At 60.7% G+C, this 20,900-nt stretch carries 15 protein-coding genes; 11 read left to right on the top strand and 4 right to left on the bottom strand.

Annotated features, from left to right (window positions below):
- Positions 1-33 precede the first annotated feature (33 nt).
- From CUJ89_RS20245 to tssK, 4 genes are all read right to left on the bottom strand, one after another.
- Positions 34-519 carry an Hcp family type VI secretion system effector gene (locus CUJ89_RS20245; protein ID WP_114179266.1) on the bottom strand — a complete coding sequence of 162 codons (486 nt, stop codon included), beginning with the start codon at positions 517-519 and terminating at the stop codon, positions 34-36.
- Positions 520-613: 94 nt separating this feature from the next.
- Positions 614-2,335: an OmpA family protein gene (locus CUJ89_RS20250; RefSeq protein WP_114179267.1), complete on the bottom strand. Its 1,722-nt coding sequence runs from the start codon at positions 2,333-2,335 to the stop codon at positions 614-616.
- Entirely contained in the window at positions 2,332-3,063 is a 732-nt protein-coding gene (locus CUJ89_RS20255; protein ID WP_114179268.1) for a DotU family type IV/VI secretion system protein, read from the bottom strand. The genes CUJ89_RS20250 and CUJ89_RS20255 overlap by 4 nt, the downstream gene beginning before the upstream one ends.
- Positions 3,060-4,412 (bottom strand): type VI secretion system baseplate subunit TssK, encoded by a 1,353-nt coding sequence (gene tssK / locus CUJ89_RS20260; protein ID WP_114179269.1) that lies wholly within the window; start codon positions 4,410-4,412, stop codon positions 3,060-3,062. The genes CUJ89_RS20255 and tssK overlap by 4 nt, the downstream gene beginning before the upstream one ends.
- A 603-nt stretch (positions 4,413-5,015) precedes the next feature.
- Between tssK and tssB the strand changes: the two genes are divergently transcribed.
- The 11 genes from tssB to tssA all read left to right on the top strand — a co-directional run bounded on the left by tssB (position 5,016) and on the right by tssA (position 20,895).
- Positions 5,016-5,528 carry a type VI secretion system contractile sheath small subunit gene (tssB, locus tag CUJ89_RS20265; RefSeq protein WP_114179270.1) on the top strand — a complete coding sequence of 171 codons (513 nt, stop codon included), beginning with the start codon at positions 5,016-5,018 and terminating at the stop codon, positions 5,526-5,528.
- A gap of 73 nt (positions 5,529-5,601) precedes the next feature.
- Entirely contained in the window at positions 5,602-7,134 is a 1,533-nt protein-coding gene (gene tssC / locus CUJ89_RS20270) for a type VI secretion system contractile sheath large subunit (RefSeq protein WP_114179271.1), read from the top strand.
- 82 nt (positions 7,135-7,216) lie between these two features.
- Positions 7,217-9,556, top strand: a complete 2,340-nt coding sequence (locus tag CUJ89_RS20275) for a type VI secretion system Vgr family protein (protein ID WP_114179272.1) — start codon at positions 7,217-7,219, stop codon at positions 9,554-9,556.
- A 9-nt stretch (positions 9,557-9,565) separates the two neighbouring features.
- A complete protein-coding gene (locus tag CUJ89_RS20280; RefSeq protein ID WP_114179273.1) occupies positions 9,566-12,016 on the top strand; it encodes a glycoside hydrolase family 108 protein in 2,451 nt (816 codons plus the stop codon).
- A gap of 3 nt (positions 12,017-12,019) precedes the next feature.
- Positions 12,020-12,682 carry a hypothetical protein gene (locus CUJ89_RS37790; protein WP_152036647.1) on the top strand — a complete coding sequence of 221 codons (663 nt, stop codon included), beginning with the start codon at positions 12,020-12,022 and terminating at the stop codon, positions 12,680-12,682.
- A gap of 199 nt (positions 12,683-12,881) precedes the next feature.
- A complete protein-coding gene (locus CUJ89_RS37795; RefSeq protein ID WP_236655042.1) occupies positions 12,882-13,364 on the top strand; it encodes a hypothetical protein in 483 nt (160 codons plus the stop codon).
- Between the two features lie 52 nt (positions 13,365-13,416).
- A complete protein-coding gene (locus tag CUJ89_RS37800; protein WP_152036649.1) occupies positions 13,417-14,259 on the top strand; it encodes a hypothetical protein in 843 nt (280 codons plus the stop codon).
- The gene (locus CUJ89_RS20285) at positions 14,256-14,513 is read left to right on the top strand and encodes a PAAR domain-containing protein (RefSeq protein WP_114179274.1); all 258 of its coding nucleotides are present in this window, start codon (positions 14,256-14,258) and stop codon (positions 14,511-14,513) included. Before CUJ89_RS37800 ends, CUJ89_RS20285 begins: the two co-directional genes overlap by 4 nt.
- A gap of 3 nt (positions 14,514-14,516) precedes the next feature.
- Entirely contained in the window at positions 14,517-15,755 is a 1,239-nt protein-coding gene (locus tag CUJ89_RS20290; RefSeq protein ID WP_114179275.1) for a hypothetical protein, read from the top strand.
- Positions 15,752-19,315 carry an ImcF-related family protein gene (locus CUJ89_RS20295; RefSeq protein ID WP_114179276.1) on the top strand — a complete coding sequence of 1,188 codons (3,564 nt, stop codon included), beginning with the start codon at positions 15,752-15,754 and terminating at the stop codon, positions 19,313-19,315. Before CUJ89_RS20290 ends, CUJ89_RS20295 begins: the two co-directional genes overlap by 4 nt.
- Positions 19,312-20,895 (top strand): type VI secretion system protein TssA, encoded by a 1,584-nt coding sequence (tssA, locus tag CUJ89_RS20300; RefSeq protein ID WP_114179277.1) that lies wholly within the window; start codon positions 19,312-19,314, stop codon positions 20,893-20,895. The genes CUJ89_RS20295 and tssA overlap by 4 nt, the downstream gene beginning before the upstream one ends.
- The last annotated feature ends 5 nt before the right edge of the window (positions 20,896-20,900 follow it).

A 20,900-nucleotide genomic window follows, 5' to 3' on the forward strand; every position in this document is an offset into this window, starting at 1 on the left:
AGGGTCCGGCGGTTCCGACCATACGGATCAGGATCAGGAACGTTCGTTCCAGCTGTCCTTGTGGATAATGTTGCCGTCCTTGTACGACCACGTGATCGTCTCGTAGCGCAGCTCGATGTTTTCGAGGTGGTTGTGCTTCTCGTAGTCCGGGTTCTTGATGTCGTGCATCACCGGATTCACGGCGACGATCTTTACGTTGTCGAGCTTCGTGTTGAAGTACTCCTTCTCCTTGCCGGCGTCGTCGATCTTGTACCACTTGATCTCGACCGACTTGAGCGTCTGGCCGCTCGTCACGGCCTTGTACAGGTACGGCGTCGACGCGTCCGTCTCTTTCGTCAGCGTGATCGGCTTGTGGACGCGCGTGCCGGTCAGCTTGCCGGTGTTGCCGTCGGTCGGGATGTGCACGCCGTGATCGAACGCGACGAGCTCGACGCTGCCTTCACGGTCCTGAACCGTCACCGAACCCTTGATGTCGGCGCCGCCATCGTCCTTGATCCACATATAGGCCGGAATTGCCATTGCTTCACTCCTTTTACGTACTGCGAAATTTGCCCGGAGCCAGCCCCCGGGCTTCAAAAACAAAGTAGAAAACTTCGGGGGCTACGCTACTCGCTTACTTACCCGTGTCGGGAACCAGCGTGATTTCCACGCGACGGTTCCTCGCGCGCCCGTCCGGCGTATCGTTGCTCGCGATCGGCCGCGTCATGCCGTAGCCCTGGATCGCAAACTGCGTCGCCGGAATACCGGACGCGTCGACCAGCCAGTCGCGCACGGCTTCCGCGCGTGCCGTAGAGAGCTTCAGGTTGCTGTCCGGCTTGCCCACGTCGTCGGTGTGGCCGGCGATGAGGATCCGCTTGTCGGGATGGGACTTGATCATTTCGAGCGCGCCGACCATCGCTCGGTTCGAGCCGGGCTTCAACTGCGCGCGGCCGCTGTCGAACAGCGACATGCTGTCGAGTGTCACGACGGCGGGCGGTGGGGGCGGCGGCGCGTACGATGCGATTGTGTTGTTCAGCGCCGGCATCAGTTGCGTACCCCGATACATGCCGAACGACAAACGCAGCGGAACACCCGTGCGGGCGTACCGGTCGAGCAGATCACGATCGGCCACGAGCGCCCGCAGCGCATCGCGTTTCGCGGCGTCGTGCGCTGCCGGGATCGTCGAATAGCGGCCGAGATCGGCACCCATTCGGCTCAGCAGCGCCTCGTTGTTTCTGGCGGCGCCCCAAAAGGCGACGGCGGCCGTGCAGGCGAGCAGGGCGAGCGCGTGCGCCACGGCTGCCATGCGAGGTGACATCCAGTATCGTCGGGGCATTGCCTCGATCAGCGGCTGCGGGAGCGGCCACGGCATCGGCGACGCGGCGACGGCCGCACGTCTCACGCGCGTCTGCATTTCGACGTCGCGTTCCCACGGACGATCCGGATCGCTTGCGGGCCCGCAGTCGATCCAGCCGGCGCCGAACAATGCCCACGGCGTAGCCGGCTGCTGCCGGTCCGCGAGCGCGGCAAGCACGACACGTTGCGTCCAGCCCATGATCGATGCAAGGGCCGCGGCACGCGTCGCGGCCATGCGATCGTCGGGCGCGCGCCGGACCGCATCCTCCGCCGCACGGATCACGGGTTCGAAGCGATTGACGTCCGTCAGGTGAGCGGCCGAGGAAACGCCGTACCACTCCGGCGTCGCGAGACCGATCGGGCCGGTGGCAAGCCGCTGGTAGACCGCCACATACCCGGGCAGTCGCGTGCCCAGCATTCGGGCGGCATCGGCGACGGCCTGCCGAACGACGCGCAGCTTTTGCGTCAGCACGTCCGCTCCCGTGTGCAGCGCCGGCGCGACTGACAGCACGACGCCATCCGGGGCCCGGCCGTCGCGCCATTGCCTGACCGCCACGGCCAGCCTCGGCAGATCCTGCGGGCGATCGACGCGCAGCCAGATGCCGCCGTCGCCAACGTGCGCGTGCCGGGTTTCGCTCATCCCGTCGAACAGCGCAGGCAGACCATCACCGATCACGAGCACGAGCGGTATGCGCGTGCGCAGGTTCACCGGAATGTCTGCCGTCGCGGCACCCAGCGTGGTAAGCACGTGCGCGCTCTGTTCACGCGCGCGGGAAAGCCGGCGTGTGCGCCACCCTATCAGCGCGAGCGCAACGATGCCGATGATGACCGTGACTGTCCAGATGACGCCGGGACCAAGCGGTAGCACCAGCCAGACCACGGCGAGCGCAAGCGCGGCCGCGAATGCGACCATGACCCGGGACGGATAGCCGAGTCCTTCGTGGCCGCGATCGGGTATTCGCATCGATGCCGTGGAGAGAACAGGCAGGTCGGATTTCACGGTCGAACGACCTTCGCTGCCACGATATGCGCGAGCTGCATGTCGAGCGCTGTCGCCCAGACGCCCCATACGATCGCCGCGGCCACGCAGGCGAGCCCGGCGATCGCCCACGGGGAAAGTCGATAGAACCAGTCGGAAAACCGCCGTCCGGCACGATCCGCAATGAATGGCCGATCCGAGGTCGAGCGCAGCGCGTCCAATTTCGCGTTTAGCGACGCAATCAACTCGGCGCGCTCCGCTTCGCCCTCGCGGGCGTACCGGCCGATGAATCCCATTCCGAGGATCGCCGAATAGCACTCGAGCAGGGCGACCGGAGGCGACGGCTCGCGCATGCGCGCATCGAGTCGCTCGAATACGCGCTCGCCGGCTTCATGCAGGTTGAACTGCTCGACCTGCAGCGGCTTGTGCTCCCATCCGGCTCGGGAATCGATCGGCAGGTGCCGCAGCGCTGCTTCGTCGAGCAACCCGCACTGCGCGACCAGCGCCTCCGTGCGTATGTCGTCCGGAAAGCCTCGTCGCTCCAGAGCGCTCGCGAACTGTTCGACGAGCTGCTTGCACCGTCCGCGCAACGCGACCGGGTCCTGCGTCTGCCCGCCTGAGGCGAGATTCGTCACGAGCAGCGCCGTGTCGCGCAGCAGATCGCGAATCCCGTCGACGGGTGGGCTGCCGGCGCCCGCCGCACTCTGCATCAGGGCGATCTCGTTTCGGTTGGACGTCAGGGCATTCATGAGCGCAGTACCGCGTAAAGTTCGAGCGAGGCGTCCGGCACCGACGCGGGCAAGTAGATCTGGCAGGCTCGCGCGGCAAGCATTTTTGCGTGCACGCTACTGGACGAATCCAGCGCGAAGTACTGGTTGTCCAGACGTACCGGGATCGCGCCCGGCACCCGCTGCACGGCCTTGAGCGGAATGCCGAGCAGTGCCGAATTGATGATGTGCTCGACGTCGTCGGGCGCCCCGATCTTGCACAGCCGCGGAAACCGTTCGGCAAGCTCGAACGCAGGCATCGGCGCGTTGACCGACAGGTACCAGTCGGCGGCGTCTGCGACGATTCGCTCATCGAGGAACTGGCCGGTCCAGGTGGTCGGCCCTTTGCGCGTGAGGCCGATCGACACGACCCGCGACGGAATGATGGCATCGAGCAACGCCCGGATCGTCGACTCGAGTTTCGCGAACACCTCGTCGGCTCGCCCATGGTCGTACGCGGGAATGTCGGTCAGCTGGGCGCCCGTCGAGAAGGTCATCAACGCGCTGGCCAGTTGTGCCAGAGTGGCGTACAAATGCTCCGGCGACCGGCGCGGGTGCGTCGCGAACAGCCGTAGCTGCGGCCACGCCGCATGAATGCAGTGAAGCAGCCAGAAGAGCTGCACGTCGGCCACGCCGTATTCGGTGACCTGCTCGACGCGCTCGCTACGGCGCGCTCCGAGCGCGAGGCTCTTGGCATGCAGGATGTCTGCAAGGCGATTGATCCGCTCGAGGTGCAGCGGATGACTGCCGAGCGTCAGGCATGGCGGCACGTACCGGTGATCGACCAGGAACTGGCCGCTCGATCCACGCGTCAGTCGCGCGATTGCACAGACGGTGTCGTCAGCATGCGACTCGAACTCGAACAGGAGGCGTACCGCGTGCCGTTCGGCCGCGATTTCGGTCTCGCCGGTTCCGTTCAGGTCCGTGACCTTCACGAATTCGCGGTATGAGCGCCGCGGGCGGGCAAGCGAGGTCTCGTCGAAACGGTAGTTGCTGCCGTTCGCATCCGGCAGCGCAAGTGCAGCGAGTACGACGACGCTCTGAATGTCCGTCGGCACGCCTTGCGTCAGATCACGCGCAGAAGGCAGCGCATCGGCGATGGTCGTGTCGATCGGGGTGCCGTCCGGGAAGCACAGCGTCAGGCGGGCGAGTTTCAGGCGCCCCGTCGCCAGCGCTTCTTCGTCGACCTCGACGGCAAGCGTGCCCCACGGCTCCGACATCGCCGCAGATGCGTACTGACGTAGCGCAAATTCAGCCCATCTGTCCTGTTGCTGGAAATGCTGCTGCGTCAGGATGAGGCCCTCGTGCCATAGTGGCTTCTCGATTCGCATGGTCTCTCGTGTGGTGCGTCTGTTCGTTATTCGGTGCAATGGCGTAACCTATACACGATCTTTCGGGAAACGCGTAAACAATTCAGATAAAGCCAAGTGTTTTCGTTTACTAATGATGGGTGAATGTCATTGTGAAAAATATAAAACAACTAGGTCATTTATTTTGAGATATTTCGTTTTTTGAGATTGTTGCTTGGGCCGCTATGGGAGCGGCGGATCAATGAGAGATAAGCCTTGGATAGCCGGTGTTGGCGGGTTTCTGATGATGAGGCGTGGATGGAAACGGTCTTGCATGATCCGTATTCCATATTATTGATATAAAGAGGAATTTTGGGGGTTTGGCTATTTAATTTGAGATATAAGAATTTATAACATTTGGCGAAGCGAATTTTGCGTGACTCGCTTTGACGAACTCAAAGTTTACCGTGTATAAGTGCCGTGCGATATCGCCGTACGAACGGAGACCACACGATGAAGAATCGATCGGGGCATGCAGCGCATGATGCGCATTGGAATCGTGCGCGAGCATCGAACGGGTTAGCGTCGTGCCGGATGCGTCGTGCGCCTGCCAAGTGCTTGACCACTAACAACTAAGGATTGCCAATGGATAGCTTCCAGAGAGAGATTCCGAAAAGCCGTGTTTCGATCACACTTGATCTGCATACGGGCGGGGCCCAGAAGAAGGTCGAACTGCCGTTGAAGCTGCTCGTCGCGGGCGACTTCAGCGCGGGCCGTGAGCAGGCGCCGCTGGCCGAGCGCAAGAAGGTCAATATCGACAAGAACAACTTCGATGCTGTCCTGGCCGACTATGCGCCGGATCTGAAGATCGCTGCGGACAATACCCTGGCAGGCGATGGCTCGGAACTGCCGGTGAACCTTTCGTTCCGCTCGATGAAAGACTTCGAGCCGGAGCAGGTCGCTCGCCAGATTCCAGAACTGCAGGCGATGCTGGCAATGCGCAATCTGTTGCGCGACCTCAAGTCGAATCTGCTCGACAACGGTACGTTCCGCCGCGAGTTCGAGAAGATCCTGAAGGACAAGCGCCTCTCCGACAAGCTGCGTGGCGAACTGGGCCAAATTGCCACCGCGACCCTGCAACAGGAAGGCCATGCCTGAGCGCGGCCGGCCCAAGATGGCCGTCACCGCCTCCCGCAACCACGCAGCCATACGAAACGGGACAGAGAGAACCATGAAACAGAACGAATCGCATCAGGGCGCAACGGAAACCGTCGTGCTCGAGAATGACAGCGTCTACGCTGCGCTGTGCAACAAGATCAACCTGAAACCGGTCGCCGAGGCCCAGCCGCTGGAAGCGTTCCGCGACAACGATGCGTTGTCGGAAGCGTCGGCCGACGAGCGCGTGGCGCGCGGCATGGACGCGCTGCTCAACCTGATCGCGAAGGAAAGCAAGCCGGTCGATCGTCTGGACAAGTCGCTGCTCGATTTTTACATCGGCCAGCTCGACCGCCAGATCGGCCGCCAGCTCGACGCCGTCATGCACACCGCGGACTTCCAGGCGCTCGAAGGGCGCTGGCGCGGCCTGAAGATGCTCGTTGCCCGCACGGACTTCCGCAAGAACGCCCGCATCGAAGTGCTGGACGTATCGAAGGATGCGCTGCAGCGCGATTTCGAGGACACGCCGGAACTGATCCAGAGCGGCCTGTATCGCCTGACCTACATCGAGGAATACGACACGCCGGGCGGTCAGCCGATCAGCGCGATGGTCAGCGACTTCGAGTTCACGCATTCGCCGCAGGACGTGGCGCTGCTGCGCAACATCTCGAAGGTCGCCGCTGCCGCGCACATGCCGTTCATCGGCGCGGTCGGCGCGGCGTTCTTCGGCAAGAGGTCGATGGAGGAAGTCGCAGCCATTCAGGACATCGGCAACTACTTCGATCGCGCCGAGTACATCAAGTGGAAGAGCTTCCGCGACACGGACGATGCGCGTTACGTCGGTCTGACGATGCCGCGTGTGCTCGGCCGTCTGCCGTACGGCAAAGACACGACGCCGGTGCGCGCGTTCAACTATGAAGAGGCGGTGAAGGGCCCGGACCACGACAAGTATCTGTGGGTGAACGCGTCGTTCGCGTTCGCGGCCAACATGGTGCGCAGCTTCGTCAGCAATGGCTGGTGCGTGCAGATCCGCGGCCCGCAGGCAGGCGGCAAGGTTGAAGACCTGCCGGTGCACCTGTACGACCTCGGCACCGGCGTGCAGCCGAAGATCCCGACCGAAGTGCTGATTCCGGAGACGCGCGAGTTCGAATTCGCGAATCTGGGCTTCATTCCGCTGTCGTTCTACAAGAATCACGACTTCGCGTGCTTCTTCTCGGCCAGCTCGACGCAGAAGCCGGCGCTGTACGAGACGAAGGAAGCGACGGCCAACAGCCGTATCAACGCGCGCCTGCCGTACATCTTCCTGCTGTCGCGGATTGCTCACTACCTGAAGTTGATCCAGCGCGAGAACATCGGCACGACCAAGGATCGTCGCTTGCTCGAGCTCGAGCTGAACAGCTGGATCAAGGGGCTCGTGACCGAGATGAAGGATCCGGGCGACGAGCTGCAGGCGTCGCACCCGTTGCGCGAAGCGAAGGTGACCGTCGAGGACATCGAGGACAACCCGGGCTTCTTCCGCATCAAGCTGTTCGTCATCCCGCACTTCCAGGTCGAGGGCATGGATATCGGGCTGTCGCTGGTGTCGCAGATGCCGAAGGCCAAGGCCTGATCTGACGTTTCAAGCATGACCCGCTGGGGCGCCGATGGCTGCCCCGGTGGTGCCGTTGTGTGCATGGACCTGAGAGAAAACCATGTCGATGATATTGCCGTCGCAGGCTTACGAATTGAAGCTGGCGCCGCACCCGGCGCCGACGTCCGTCCTCCGGTTCACCGGTCGGGACGCGGTGAGCGAGTTGTACCGCTACGACATCGAGTTCACGAGCCCGGTGGCGGGCATCCCGATGGACCAGGTGGTCGGTCGCCCTGCGAAGTTCGTTGTCGCTCCGGTCGATCCGAACATGGACTATCTGCGCAGGATGTTCGGCGAAAACGCGGAGCAGTTCAGCAAGATGCCGCCGGCTTACACGGTCCACGGCGTCATCACGCAGTTCGACGAGTTTGGCACCTCGGCCGACCAGACGCACTATCGGGTCCGGCTCGAGCCGAAGCTCGACGACCTGAACCGGGGCGTGACGAGCCGACTATTCCAGAAACAGTCGGTCGACGAGATCGTCACTGACACGCTGCGTCATTACGGCTACCGGGCAGGGGTCGATTTCGCGTTCCAGTTGCGCGGCCAGTACAAGCGGCGCGAATACGTCACGCAGTATCACGAGACGACGTTTGCCTTTATCCAGCGCCTTTGCGCGGAGGAAGGGATCTGGTTCCGCTGGGAGCAGAAGAAGGATCACGCGGTGCTCGTGTTCGGCGACGACCTGGACGCGTATGCGCGCAAGCAACGCACCGTGTCGTACCGGCGCGACTCCGGGCTCGAGAGTTCCGGCACGGACGCGATCAAGACACTCGAGAAGCGGACTCAGCGCGTGCCTGAAGCCGTGCGTTTGCATGACTACAACCATCGGCAAGCCGGTGTGTCGCTGCTGGTCGAGGAGAATGCCGCGCGCGGCGACAAGACGACCGATGCTGTCGACTACCGTTGGGGCGAGCATTACGAGACGCCGGAGGAGGGCAAGCGGATTGCCCGTCTGCGATATGAGGCGTATCTGGCGAGCCAGATCACGTTCAAGGGGACCGGCAATCCGTTCTGGCTGGAGGCGGGCGAGGTCATGCGGATCGAGCCGAGCCGGGCCGATGCAAAGCACGGGATCTTCGTCACGTCGGTGGAGTCGCACGGTGGACGTGATCAGTCGTATTGGGTGACCTTCGAGGGGGTTCCGTCTGATCGGGTCTGGCGCATGCCGACGGCATCGATCACACGACCGATCATCGACGGCATCCTGCCGGCGCGCATCACGTCGCCCGGGGATTACAAATACGCGTACCTGACCGAGCAGGGCTGGTACGTGATCGTCCTGCCGTTCGATCTGGACGAGTGGAGCCCGGGCGGCACGAGCCGGCCGGTGCGGTTCGCGAAACCCTATAGCGGCGACAACTACGGCCATCATTTTCCGCTGATCGATGGGGCGGAGGTGGCGATCGTCCATACCGGTGGCGATCCGAATCGGCCCGTGATCATCGGGGCCATGCACGACAGTCTGCATCCGGACCTCGTCAACAACCTGAACAACACCCGCAACCTGATCCGTACAGCCGCGCAGAACGAGATGCGGATGGAGGACAAGGAAGGTGTCGAGCATATCCATTTGACGACGCCGTATCAGACCAGTGAGCTCAATCTTGGGCATATGGTCGATGGGGATCGGAAGGAGCGAGGGCGCGGTGCGGAATTGCGCACCGATGGGCCGGCGGCTGTTCGGGGCGCAAAGGGCGTGTTGGTAACCGCCGAGGAACAGCCAGGCGCTGCAGGCCAGCAACTTGCGATGCGGGATGCCGAAATGACCCTCGAGCAGGCCGAACAAATCTTGCATTCGCTCAATGATTCGGCGAGCGCGGCGCAGGCCCTGCAGGCTGACATCGATCAACAACGCGCGCTGATCCAGCAAAAGCTCAAGCAGCTTCAGAAACCCGTCATCGTCGCGACAGCCCCCGATGGCATCGGTCTCGCTAGTGGTCAGCAGATGCAGTTGGCCGCCCGCAAGCAAATGTTTGTCACGGCCGGCGACGGGCTCGACATCGGCGTCATGAAGCGTATCGCAGTCGCGGCCGGCGAAGCGATCTCGCTTTTTGCGGCGAGGCTCGGGATTCGGATCTTCGCCGCGAAGGGGAAAGTCCAGATCCAGGCGCAGTCCGACACGATGGAATTGATGTCGATGCAGGACATGACAGCCAGTTCGTCGGATGGCGAAGTGATCATCACGGGCCGCAAAGGCGTCACGCTCGGCGATGGGGCCGGCGCTTACATCAAGCTATCGGGCGGAAAGATCATTCTCGGCAGTCCGGCCGGAGAAATCGAGCTCAAGGGTAACCTGAAAGTCGATGACCCGGACGGCGGCAGCTTCAAGTTCCCGACATGGTCCAGGGCGCCGCTCAACGACGTGAAGAACGCAACGAACTTCGGATTCTCTGAATAAAGCTCATCCATGCCGAACCAACCTGCACCGAAGAAGCCGCAAGCGCCGACGCCAGCCCCGGCCAAGCTGAAGCCGTTGCCGTTCGCCTTTCCGTTTGTTCGAAAGGGACAGGGCCAGTCGAAGGCCTCCACCCAGTTCACCGACGAGCACGAGATTTACCGTCTGCTCGCCGAACGCGAGCAGTCAGGCGCGTATCTCGTCAGCCCCAAAGGGATGTGGCACGGGGGCATCCACATCACGGAAGCCGGCGCAGGGCAATCGTTGGATCTCGACGCGGGACTACGTTGCATCGCCGACGGCGTGCTGGTCGCATTTCGCGCCAATAAGACCTATCCAGTCAGCGAGATTGCATCGACAGATAGCGGATCACCGGTTCAGGCACCGTATAGCACGGGCTTCGCGCTGGTGCGGCACACGATGGAGTTCCCGCGGGGCACGAAGCTGACGTTCTACAGCCTGTACATGCACCTGATGTCCTGCGAGGACTATGCGAACTTCCCGAAGCGTGAAAAGCCGTCGTACTGGTCGCGGCAATGGGAGGTGACGCAGCATGCACTGGACAAGCCATCGGCGGGTCGCAACGGGCAGGTCGCCGATCCATCGCAGCAGGGGCTGCGGGTGCGCAAGACACCAAACGGTCCCCCGATCGGCATCCTGCCGCAGGGCGCGAGCGTTAGCATCGGCAAGAAGGAAAAAGTCAAGGGAAAGGACTGGGGGCGGGTGACAGCCCTGCACGGAGCGTCGCTGTATCCGCCCGAGGCTGGCGGCTACGTTGAGTCATCCCTGGCGATCGGCGGCTGGATTTGCATGGGGCGGGAGAACGGCGGAGCGCTTGTCAAGGAGGTCATCCCGGACTCGACATTCGACCGGGTGATCGTGACTGCCGCCGAGGTATGCCGGCCGGGCGATCCGCAGGGAACCGGAGGCATCCCAATCAAGGCGGGCGAACTGATCGGCCACCTTGGTCGCTACGACTCGCTGAATCAATGTACAGCCGGAACCAGGATGGCGCACATCGAGGTGTTCTGTGACGACGGTATCCAGTCGTTCCTCGAGCAAGGTCGCGCTTGGGTCCAGCAACACGGTCCGCGCAAGGAGGATTGGACGGCACTGGGTCTGCCATCTGAGCAGACGATCCTGCGGATCGAGCCGGGCACGGTGCTGTATCAGCGTATCGAAGGTAATAAGTTCATCCTGGGCACTGACCCGCAGTCGAGAAAGACGGACGCCATTCAGGTGTACTCGCTCGCTGAATTGGCGCGTGACCCAAAGCGACGAGTCCCTGACCCGCGTCCGAATCCCGATCCCGGTTACCCGGTGAACTGGTGGCACGTTGACGGCGTGAATGCGCAAGGTCAACCGATTGACGGTTGGGTGTGCGACTTCAATCACCCGAGTGGCCGGGTGACACGAGAATTCGCGCAGAAGTGGGTCGATTTCGAGTGCCTGGAGGATGCCCATGATCCTGCGCATACGATCTTTGCGGCAACGCAGGGGTGGGTCGATTATGCGAGCGGCGCCATTGTTGACGATCTTGCTTCGCGTTCGAGGCTCAGCCCGTTGATGCTTAAGGTGTATGACGCCTTGTTCAAGAAGGGCGATGGCAAGAACGCGGCTGATGAATTATGTACGCTATCGCAGACCGAGCGTGGCGGGTATCCGTGGTTGATGCAGGCGGCATCGAGGTTGATTGTGAAGCACGAGAGCGAATGGGCGAATCCGTCGAAGTGGAAGCAGTTGATTGTCGAATTGGAGAAGCAAACGGGACCCAAACCGCAGCACGAGGAAGAGCAGAAGAGGATTGAGACGCTCGCGTGGTGGGATGAGGTGAAGGCAGGGGTGCCGGGAATTTCTGATGTTAATGTTTACCACCTCAATCCGATAGCAATTGCAGGAAATTTTTCAGAAGGAAGCAGTTGCGCCGAAAAATTCAAAAAAATATCTGCAATTATCCTTCAACATGAAGGTGGATATTCAAACAGAGCTAATGACAAGGGAGGGGCAACCAATCATGGCATTGCGTGGAATACTTGGCAAGCCTACGCTATGGAAGATGTTGGCGTTGAACCTACCATTGAAAATCTTAAAAATCTAACTGACGATCAAGCTGAAAAAATATATCTTAAAAGATACTGGGAGCCAAAGGGGTTTTGTAAATTTAACGATATGCGAGTCGCATTGATGGTGTATGACTGGACAATTACGTCTGGTGGGGCAGCTAGGCAGATTCAAAAGTTGCTAAATAATAAATATGGCTCGAACATTTCCGTGGACGGCGGGATGGGCAGTGAAACTGTAGCAGCTTTAAACAACGTTCAAGATCAAGATGCCCTTTTGCAGGACATTGCTGAAATTCGTCGTCAATATTATACGAATTTAACAATTAATGATTCGACGCAGCTCGCAAACCTAAAGGGTTGGCTTAATCGTGTGAATGACTGTCTCCGGGTGAGTATCTAGGGTATGAATACGAGATATATTTTTGGATTTGCTGGAATTTTTATTCTGGCAATCCCTCTCTTGGTTGTTGCAAAAGAGTTGCCATTTTCTGGGGGGTGGAGTTCTACGGAAATGATTGCTGGCCAACGCAAGCTATATTCCACGTTTAGGATCGAGCTTGCTGAGGATGAGTCAGGGAATATTCGTGGAAAATACTGCTTCATTACTCAGTCAGGTAATAGAATCGATTGTGCTCCGGATGGTGAGTTGAATATAAGTGGCCGTGCTGGGGGTGATGGAAATACAGTAGCCGTTAAATTTCATTCATTTTTCGGTGCAGTTGGTGGGTTGGCAAAAATTACGACGGATGGCGATTGGCTGATATGGGATGTAATAAAGACTCCCGAGGGTGGTGATTATTATGGTCCTTTGCGAGCCAAGATGCATAAAGATTCATCGGTGGAGTCCCATTCGGGTGAGAAGGAGGTGGTGAAAAATAAGGCATTTTTATATGATACGCCATCACATTCTCTGGCGGCTCATGTATATGTCGTCAAGGGGGATCGTGTGAAACTGCTAAGTGTTTCGCCTGACTTGCGATTTTGGAAGATAGAATTTATATCGCGAAATAAGCGTCATTATATTAAATGGATTGATTGTCGCGATATTGATTTCTGTGCCGGATGAGTGTGGTGGGGAAGATTATATTTGGCGATTGGTATTTTATTAGGGTGCGGTGATGGGCAAGGGTTGTGTTTTTGCCAAAATAATCCTTTCGACCGCCTCGGTCAGCGCGAAGAGCACATGTGCTGACCTTAAAGGCGAGCAGAGCTATCCGTCACTGAATATAAGCGGAGAAGTGGTCTGTTTCGTTCGGAAATCGATATTGGACGGTAAGACCCGGGAGCCGACAGGTCTTGATGGAATTTCGTTGTACTACATCGCGAATGGAAATGTGTCAACGGAGGCTGAAGGGCGAGGGTTGCTTTATGACGATGCGCCCGGCGAAATTATCGATGCATTTTCATTGAGTGTCGATCACGGTCACCGGGAAACAGTCTTCTTAATCCATTGTTTTGAGGTGAGATACTCTCTCGTGGAGCCAAATTCATCTGGTAAATTCTATTCGGTTTCTGTTTTAGAACCAATCGAGGATATTTTGCATGAAAATGAACGTTCTATCGATTGGTTTGGGGTTGGTTACGGTTGGCTATCTGATGGAAAGAATGTGATTTACAAATTCCCTTGCCAGTCCAAGAAAGACGTTCAGCAAGCGATAAATTCTCCTTTCGCTTTGCTGATGAGTGGGGATGACGGTCGCAGTATGAAACCAAAATTATTCAGATCTATGGCCCATCACGCCACATGAATTCCGCTGTAGAACGTTACAATCAACTTCGCGGCCGGCTATAAGACTTAAAATGATTCGAAAATCCATATTTATGTTCTTGGCAGTACTGTCTGCCTGCGTTCAGGCCGAGATAAGTGTGTCGGGTGAATCAAGTATTTTAGAGTATGCCAATGGTGGGAACAATGTCTACCGATCTCTACGTTTTAAGCGTCCAGATGGCACGATGTTTACCCCTTTCGATGAGGGATTGATATTTTACAAGCCCAGCGCAAACAGTCTGTCTCCGGACAGGCAATACTCGATCGTGAGTTTTTCTGCCCAAGGAGATCTCGCTGATTCCAGCGGTGTGTCTGTGCATACCGATTATCTATGTGCCTTCGTACGTATGAAGGACGGTTGTGTTGTGCATGTGGCGCAAGATGCCGTCTGTGGTGGAGAGTGGCACCCGCCTCACCAGTGGTCCATCAATATTGAGCCGATCTTCGATAATCCACCTAATGCAGCCGACACCTTTGCCGTTTACGCATCGAAACACAAAAGCGGGTACCAAGTTTCACAGCCTCCAATCCTGGCATATCTGGCGGAAGGTACCGCATTTGACAATCTGCTTGCGTGCGACCCACCTAATTCAGGTAACGGAAGCGTTTATTCGAAACTACTTATCCAATTACAGGAGGATGGCGACACTGAAAACACCGCGAAGCTGAAGAAGATCCTGAGTGGTGACCGGAATGGGACGTCTATCCACGTAGCGCAAGTTGAGCCGGGCGCCTGGGTCGCCCATGCAGTGATTTCCAAGAAGGCATATCTCTATGAAAAACCCGAGAAATCATCAGTTGCCAGAGCCTACCTTGTGCAAGGTGATTCGGTATTGGTGAATCGCTCGTCATTCCCCAGGGAAAACACCAAATGAAAAATCTCGCATACGAAGGCGACGCCACGAGCCACGGCGGCAAGATCCTGACCGGCTCGAATCGCATCAAGGTAAAGGGTCGCCGGGCTGCCCATATCGGCGACAAGGTGTCGTGCCCGATCCACGGCGACAACGAGATTGTCGAGGGTAGTGCCAGGTTGAAGGACGGCACCACGCCGTTGTCGCGCGACGGCGACCACACGCAGTGTGGCGCGGTGCTCATCGCCTCGTCCACCGCTGCGCAGGTTCGGTAAGCGATGCCTGTCGATTTCAATCGCGTGCCGCCGCGGGTAAGTGTGCCGTCCGCGCCGCAGCCGTCGATGATTGTCTGGACGATCCTGTTGGTGGTCGTGATGGGCGCTGGGGCGGCGCTGGCGATCTTGCTTTGGCCTGCGGGCGAGACAACGCACACGCTGCGGTTCTGGTTCTATGTCGCGGGCTGCCCACTCATGGCTTGGGCATTTCTGCTGTGCTCCTGGCTCGGGTACGGCTACACGCGCGGCAATCAAGCGATCGCGACCAACCGCGTCAGCGATGAGGCGGACCAGCGGTGTCACACCATCGCGGGCAGACCTCTGGCGATACTGGGTCATGCGTGGTGCTTTGCTGCGAATGATTCGGAAAACTCGCTCGAAGGAATATTGAGCGGGGCGGAACTGGTAAAACTCAGGCCAAGCGGTGCAGTCGCGGATAGCGAAGTCTATGCACGTTGGCTTGATATTCCCGATATGCGTTTTTATCCGGGTAACGAGCTTTCCGAACACGCTCGTCATCATGCCGTGTGTAGGTGGCTGCTGGAACGTCTGGTTGACCGTCTCCTGCCGCAACTCAGGGCTCTTCCGCCGCGAACGAAGCTTGCGGTCGAGCTTCAGCATCGATCCAGGCTGAAATCCGAGTCTGTCGAGACCAAGCTGCGGGAAATGCTTGCTGAACGAGTGCCTGTATTGAAGGTGAACGTCGTGCCGGGTGAACACACGGTTCCGCTCTTCCGGACGGACGCGTGGCTGGACAATCGAGACGTCAATACGGCCCACCTGCTGGTCGCAATCGAGCTTCGCGATGCGATCAGTACTGTCCTGTCTGATGGCATGGCAGAGGCGGGCGTCGCTCTGCTCGTTGGAGACCCGCGCCTTACGTCGCCGCCCATGCCCGTCGGGCTAGGTCTGCATCGCCCCGCCAACGGCACGTTTGATGCCGCCGCCTCGACGCTTGAACTTGCAATACGTTGGGGGCAATCCTTGCGTGACCAACTGCGTACGGTGTGGGCGCATGGTCTGACCCATGACGGTATGAGTGCGGTTCGGCAAACCGCGTCACTTCCGGATGAGGCGCGATGGATCACGCTCGAAACGTCAGTGGGCGACTGTTCGGGTACCGGGCCGTGGTTGGCCGTTGCCCTTGCCGCAGAAAATGCGCGGACAATGGGCGATCCGCAATTGGTGCTTTGTGGCGAAGGTAAGGAACTGATCGCCCTCATGTGCAGAAAGCAAACATGAACGACAACAAAAATGAAAACAAGACTCGACCGGCCGGCCTCTTTATCGGCATTGCGGCCGTCATCGTCTTCCTTGTGCTCGGTATCGCGGTATGGGTAGAGGGGCCTCGTTACGGGTGGTCTCGCGATACCCTGATCATCATCGAGCTTTCCTTATTTTCCACCTTGCTGGTGGTGATCCTGCTGGTCAAGTTCTTCGAGTGGGTGCTGCTGCAGATCGCCTCGCTGAGAGCTTCCCGCTGGTTTGCACGCTACGACGCCGGCAAGCGCTCGACGTCGGTTGGCAGCGGCGATTCCGCCGCGCAGACGGGCGCAACCGATCGAGCCGCCATGTTGCGCAATATCCTTGCCGATCGCTACGGCTGGCGATGGCGGTATCGCGAACGATGCGTACTCGTTGCGGGCGATCTACCGTTAGTGAGACGCCTTGCGCCGGGACTCGTCGACACGGGATATTTGATTACCGGCGACACGGTTCTGCTATATGCCAGGCAAACTCGCGACACCCTCGAGACCGAATGGCTCGACCAGATCCGCCGCCTGCGTCGCCGTCGTCCGGTCGACGCGATTGTCGCGGTGACTCGTAACCGCAGTTCGGCCAATACACCATTCGACACCGACGACCTCGCCCAACGGCTCGCGCGCCATGCTCGCGCGCTGCGCTGGGCCGCGCCCGCATACCTGCTCAACGTCACTGATTTCGGCAGCGAAACGTCGAGTCCCGACGAGGCAATCGGCTTCACGTGGTCCAACGTGCGCGGAAGCGCGGATGAGATCGACAGGTCGCTGCAAGACCTTACCTGCAACCTGGCGGATACCGGTGTCGTGCGCCTGACGAAGGAGGCAGGCGATCGCTATCCCGCTGAGCTGTCGCAGCATATTTCGAACCTTCGTGGTGCGTTGTCGGATCTGGTGATGCAAACGGCTCAGTCCCGTGTCTGGCGACATGCGGTGCACGGTCTGCTGTTTGCCCCGTTGTTCACGGAGCGGGAACTTGCGCCGCCAGCATCGAACGACGCGAGCGACGAAGATCTGCCGCTCGGGCCGCAACATCGAACGATCTGGCAAACCGTCGCGGAGCATAGCCGCAAGATTCACGGCCGCCGCGTAGGCTTCTCACTGTCGACCACCGCCGCCTGGGGCATGACGGCCCTGATCGGCTGCTGGATCGCCGGCACGATGTTCTCCGGATTCGTCAACCGCGCAACGATCCAGAACGCAGTAAACACGGCTGCGAAACTCCCGACCGTGCAGGATCGCACGCAAGCCATGCAGACCCTGGACGGTCTCGACCGGCAGATCGATACGCTGGAAGTCCATCAGCGCGACGGCGCCCCCTGGCCGACCCGGTTCGGCCTGAACCGAGACGGTGCGCTTCTCGACGCGCTATGGCCGAACTACGCCAACGCCGCGAACCGTATCCTCGTTGCCCCTATTCGCCAGACTCTCGAAGAACGCCTGCGTCAGCTCGCATCCCTGTCCGACGCTCAGATCGCCAGCGGCGGCAACACACAGGTGCAGGCCGCATACGACACGCTCAAGGCCTACCTGATGCTCGCCAGGCCGGAACGTGCGGTGGCCGCTTTTCTGACACCGCAACTTGTTGCGACGGCCGCACCCGCGCGCCCGGTCAACTCGTCCTTGTCGCCGGGTACGTGGGAAGACCTGCGTCAGCACACGATCGCATTCTTTGCGAACCATCTCGGCCGTGATACTGCGTCGAATGCCTCCGCGTTGGCGATCGTGCCGGACGGCAGCCTGATCGCCTCGGCCCGGCAAACGGTTATAGGCGTACGCGGCATCCAGAACTCCACGGATGCGCTCTACCAGCAGATCGTCGACGATGCTACGCCCAAGTATCCGCCGGTGTCCCTGGCCACGCTGCTCGGCGACACGACCGGCCGTGGCCTGTTCAACACCACCGCGACGATTCCGGGCGTGTTCACGCGTGCGGCATGGGACGAACGGATCTCGAAGGCGATCGACGAAGCCAGCGCGCAGCGCGACGTGTCGGGCGACTGGGTGCTCACTGACGTCAAGGCCGGCAACCACACGCCGTCGACACTGAAAGCCGAGTTGCGCCAGCGCTATTTCGACGATTACGCGCGCGCGTGGGCGCTGTTCCTCAATAGCCTGCGTTGGCAGCAGGCGCCGACGCTATCGGCCACCGCCGACCAACTGACGCTGTTGGGCGACCCGCAACGCTCGCCGCTCGTCGCGCTGATGAACGCTGTCGTCTATCAGGCGGGGACGGGTGCAAACGCGCAGTCGCTCTCCGATAGCCTGATCAACAAGGCGCAGCAGCTCGTCGGTACGGACGAGAAGGATCCATCGAAGCAGATTCAGCCGCAACTTGCGCCGCTCGTGGCAGCCTTCGGCCCGGTCTTGCGCCTGACCGGCAGCGATCTGGTGTCCGGTGTCCCGGCCAACGGCAAGGCCGCCGCTCAACTGGCTGCCACAGGCGACCTCAGTCTCGCGCGCTACCTCGAGCGGGTTACGGCGATGCGCCTCAAGGTATCCCAGATCGTCTCCGGTGCAGATCCGGACGCGATCGCGCGTTTGGCCGCGCAGTCGGTCCTGCAGGGCAAGACCTCCGATATTTCGGACAGCCGCGACTACGCGAGCCGCGTGGCCGCGAGCCTCGGCGAGCAGTGGGTGGGCTTCGGCGAGCTTTTCCGGGCGCCGTTCAATCAGGCGTGGCAGGTCGTCGTGCAGCCGGCCTCGGCGAGCCTGAACGAGATCTGGCGAACAGCGATCCTGGCCGACTGGAACAAGACGTTCGGCGGGCGCTATCCGTTCGCGGACTCGGACAACGATGCGTCGCTGCCCGAGATGGCGCGCTTCATGCGGCCGGACAACGGGGTGATCGCGCAATTCGTCACGACTCAGCTCGCCGGTGTCGTCGAACGGCAGGGTGACCGGTGGGTCGCCGCACAGGGCACAGACCGCGGCGCATTGACGATCGATCCGGGCTTCCTGAGCAGCCTGAACAAGCTGACACGCATCTCGACCGTGCTGTTCCCTTCGGGAGACGCACGCGTGCGGTACGAGCTGCAAGCCGTGCCGACACCCGGCGTGACCGACATGAAATTCGTGCTGTCCGGGCGCGAGCTGCACTACTTCAACCAGAAGCAGGAATGGATGCCGTTCGAGTGGCCGGGCCAGTCGCTCGAAAACCTGTCGCATATCGAATGGCAGACCGAGCAGGGTGGATTGCGCACGGCGCTCGACTCGCCGGGCCGGTTCGGTCTGATCCGCCTGCTGGAGCGTGCGAAGGTGTCGCAGCAGGACAGCGCGCGCTATCTGTTGACCTGGACCCCCGATACGAGCCAGGGCATTCCGTTGAAGGTGCAACTGCGCAGCGAAGCGGGCGCAGGGCCGCTGGACGTGCTGCAACTGCGTCGCTTCACGTTGCCGACACGGATTTTCGTGACCGGCTCGGGGAAGTCCGGGCCCAAGCTCTCGGCAGCGAATCCGCCGCCGCTGCCGGCGTCGATGGTCGAAGCCGCGAAGCATGCCGCGATGCCGCTTCCTCGTACCGCGTTACCGGAGGTCGAATGAAACTGGGTGGACTGTTCAAGAGCCTTTTCCCTGCCCGCGATGACGCCGAGCAGCTCGTGCGGGCGCGGCTCGACGCGTGGAACGCGTGGCTGCTCCCGCTCGCGGGCGACGGTGGCGTCGGCCGCGACCCCGGCTACGAGGACGTGTTCTTCGAGCTCCGGGAGGAAACGCAGAAGCTTTCCGGTATCGACGACGGGTTGGTCGTCCGGTCCTGCGAGCAGTTGATCAGGGAAATCGGCAAGGATCTGCGTTTGGCCGGCTACTACGCGTTTGCCCGGCTGCGTCAGGATGGCCCCGCTGGTTTCGCGGACGGGCTCGAGCTGGCGGCCGCGCTCGTCGACCGGTTCGGGGAGGCCGTGCTGCCGGCACGTGCCGAGGCGAAGAAAGGCGCGCTCGAAATGCTGGCCACCGCGCGCGTGATCGAGCTGCTCGACAGTCGTGGCGCGTTTGCGCCGGCCGACCTCGAGCGTGCGCTCGCCGCGCTCGATGTGCTGGTGGCCGCCACGGGCACGTGGCCCGAAGCCGTGCGCCCGAACCTGCAGCCGCTCGTCTCCCGTTTCGAGCGCAAGGGCGAACCGGCGCGCAGTGCGGAGGCGGAAGCAGCCGCGTCGGCGACGACGACTGCATCGACGAGGTCCAGCGCGATCGCCTCGACACGCGATCTACTGGACCAGGCCCGCACGATGGCCGTCTGGCTCCGCGATCAGGAGAACGGCTATCTGCCGTCAGTGCGGCTCGTGCGCAGCATCCGCTGGGACACGCTGCACGAGGTGCCGCCGGCGGATGCCGCGGCCCGTACGCGCCTCCTGCCGCCACGCGCCGAGCTGCGCCAGCAGATGAAACGGCTCGTGCTGCAGAAGCAATGGCACGAGCTGCTCGAACGCGTCGAAGGCGCGTTCATGGAGGGCGTGAACCACCTCTGGTTCGACCTGCAGTACTTTCAGCACGTCGCCCTTGATCACGTCGGCGCACCGTATAACGCGTGGCGCGAACTGCTGCGCGCGGACTTTGCGCTGTTCCTCGAACGACTGCCGGGCATCGAGCGGCTGGCGTTCAACGACGGTACGCCGTTCGCCGATGACACGACGCTTGAATGGATCGCGCGGTACGCGGTGGTACGCGATCTGGAAGCGGGCGAGTCTGTCGCACCGCTGCCGGTTTCGGCCGAGAGCGTTGGCGATGCCGCCGGCGACTGGCCGGAAATCGAAGTGCAGGCGCGGGAACTGGCCGGGCGCGAAGGCGTGGAGGCTGCATTCGCGTGGCTTGAGGCGTTGCCGGGTATGAAGAACGACCGCCACCGCTACCTGCAACGGCTCGTGATGGCGCGCGTTGCCGATCACGCCGGCCGGCCCGATACGGCGCTCGCGTTGCTTGCGGAACTCGACACGTCGTCCCGATCGCTGCCGCTGATGCGCTGGGAGCCGGCGCTGGTGTTCGAGGTCAAGCAGCAGTTCGTACGGGCGTTGAAAGCGATGAGCGCCCGCAAGGATGCCGACAAACCGGCGCTTGCCCGCCGCATCGGCGAACTGCAGGCCGAACTGACCGTGCTTGATCCGGCGCGCGCGCTGACTCTTTCGTAAGAAAA

Source organism: Burkholderia pyrrocinia (assembly GCF_003330765.1).
Lineage (GTDB): Bacteria > Pseudomonadota > Gammaproteobacteria > Burkholderiales > Burkholderiaceae > Burkholderia > Burkholderia pyrrocinia_B.

What these genes read in the sequence shown, in the direction of transcription:
- CUJ89_RS20295 (WP_114179276.1), top strand. Translation starts at nt 15,752, where the DNA reads ATGAACGACAACAAAAATGAAAACAAGACTCGACCGGCCGGCCTCTTT.
- CUJ89_RS20280 (WP_114179273.1), top strand. Translation starts at nt 9,566, where the DNA reads ATGCCGAACCAACCTGCACCGAAGAAGCCGCAAGCGCCGACGCCAGCC.
- CUJ89_RS20275 (WP_114179272.1), top strand. Translation starts at nt 7,217, where the DNA reads ATGTCGATGATATTGCCGTCGCAGGCTTACGAATTGAAGCTGGCGCCG.
- CUJ89_RS37800 (WP_152036649.1), top strand. Translation starts at nt 13,417, where the DNA reads ATGATTCGAAAATCCATATTTATGTTCTTGGCAGTACTGTCTGCCTGC.
- CUJ89_RS20290 (WP_114179275.1), top strand. Translation starts at nt 14,517, where the DNA reads ATGCCTGTCGATTTCAATCGCGTGCCGCCGCGGGTAAGTGTGCCGTCC.
- tssA (WP_114179277.1), top strand. Translation starts at nt 19,312, where the DNA reads ATGAAACTGGGTGGACTGTTCAAGAGCCTTTTCCCTGCCCGCGATGAC.
- tssC (WP_114179271.1), top strand. Translation starts at nt 5,602, where the DNA reads ATGAAACAGAACGAATCGCATCAGGGCGCAACGGAAACCGTCGTGCTC.
- CUJ89_RS20255 (WP_114179268.1), bottom strand. Translation starts at nt 3,063, where the DNA reads ATGAATGCCCTGACGTCCAACCGAAACGAGATCGCCCTGATGCAGAGT.
- CUJ89_RS20245 (WP_114179266.1), bottom strand. Translation starts at nt 519, where the DNA reads ATGGCAATTCCGGCCTATATGTGGATCAAGGACGATGGCGGCGCCGAC.
- tssK (WP_114179269.1), bottom strand. Translation starts at nt 4,412, where the DNA reads ATGCGAATCGAGAAGCCACTATGGCACGAGGGCCTCATCCTGACGCAG.
- CUJ89_RS20285 (WP_114179274.1), top strand. Translation starts at nt 14,256, where the DNA reads ATGAAAAATCTCGCATACGAAGGCGACGCCACGAGCCACGGCGGCAAG.
- tssB (WP_114179270.1), top strand. Translation starts at nt 5,016, where the DNA reads ATGGATAGCTTCCAGAGAGAGATTCCGAAAAGCCGTGTTTCGATCACA.
- CUJ89_RS37790 (WP_152036647.1), top strand. Translation starts at nt 12,020, where the DNA reads ATGAATACGAGATATATTTTTGGATTTGCTGGAATTTTTATTCTGGCA.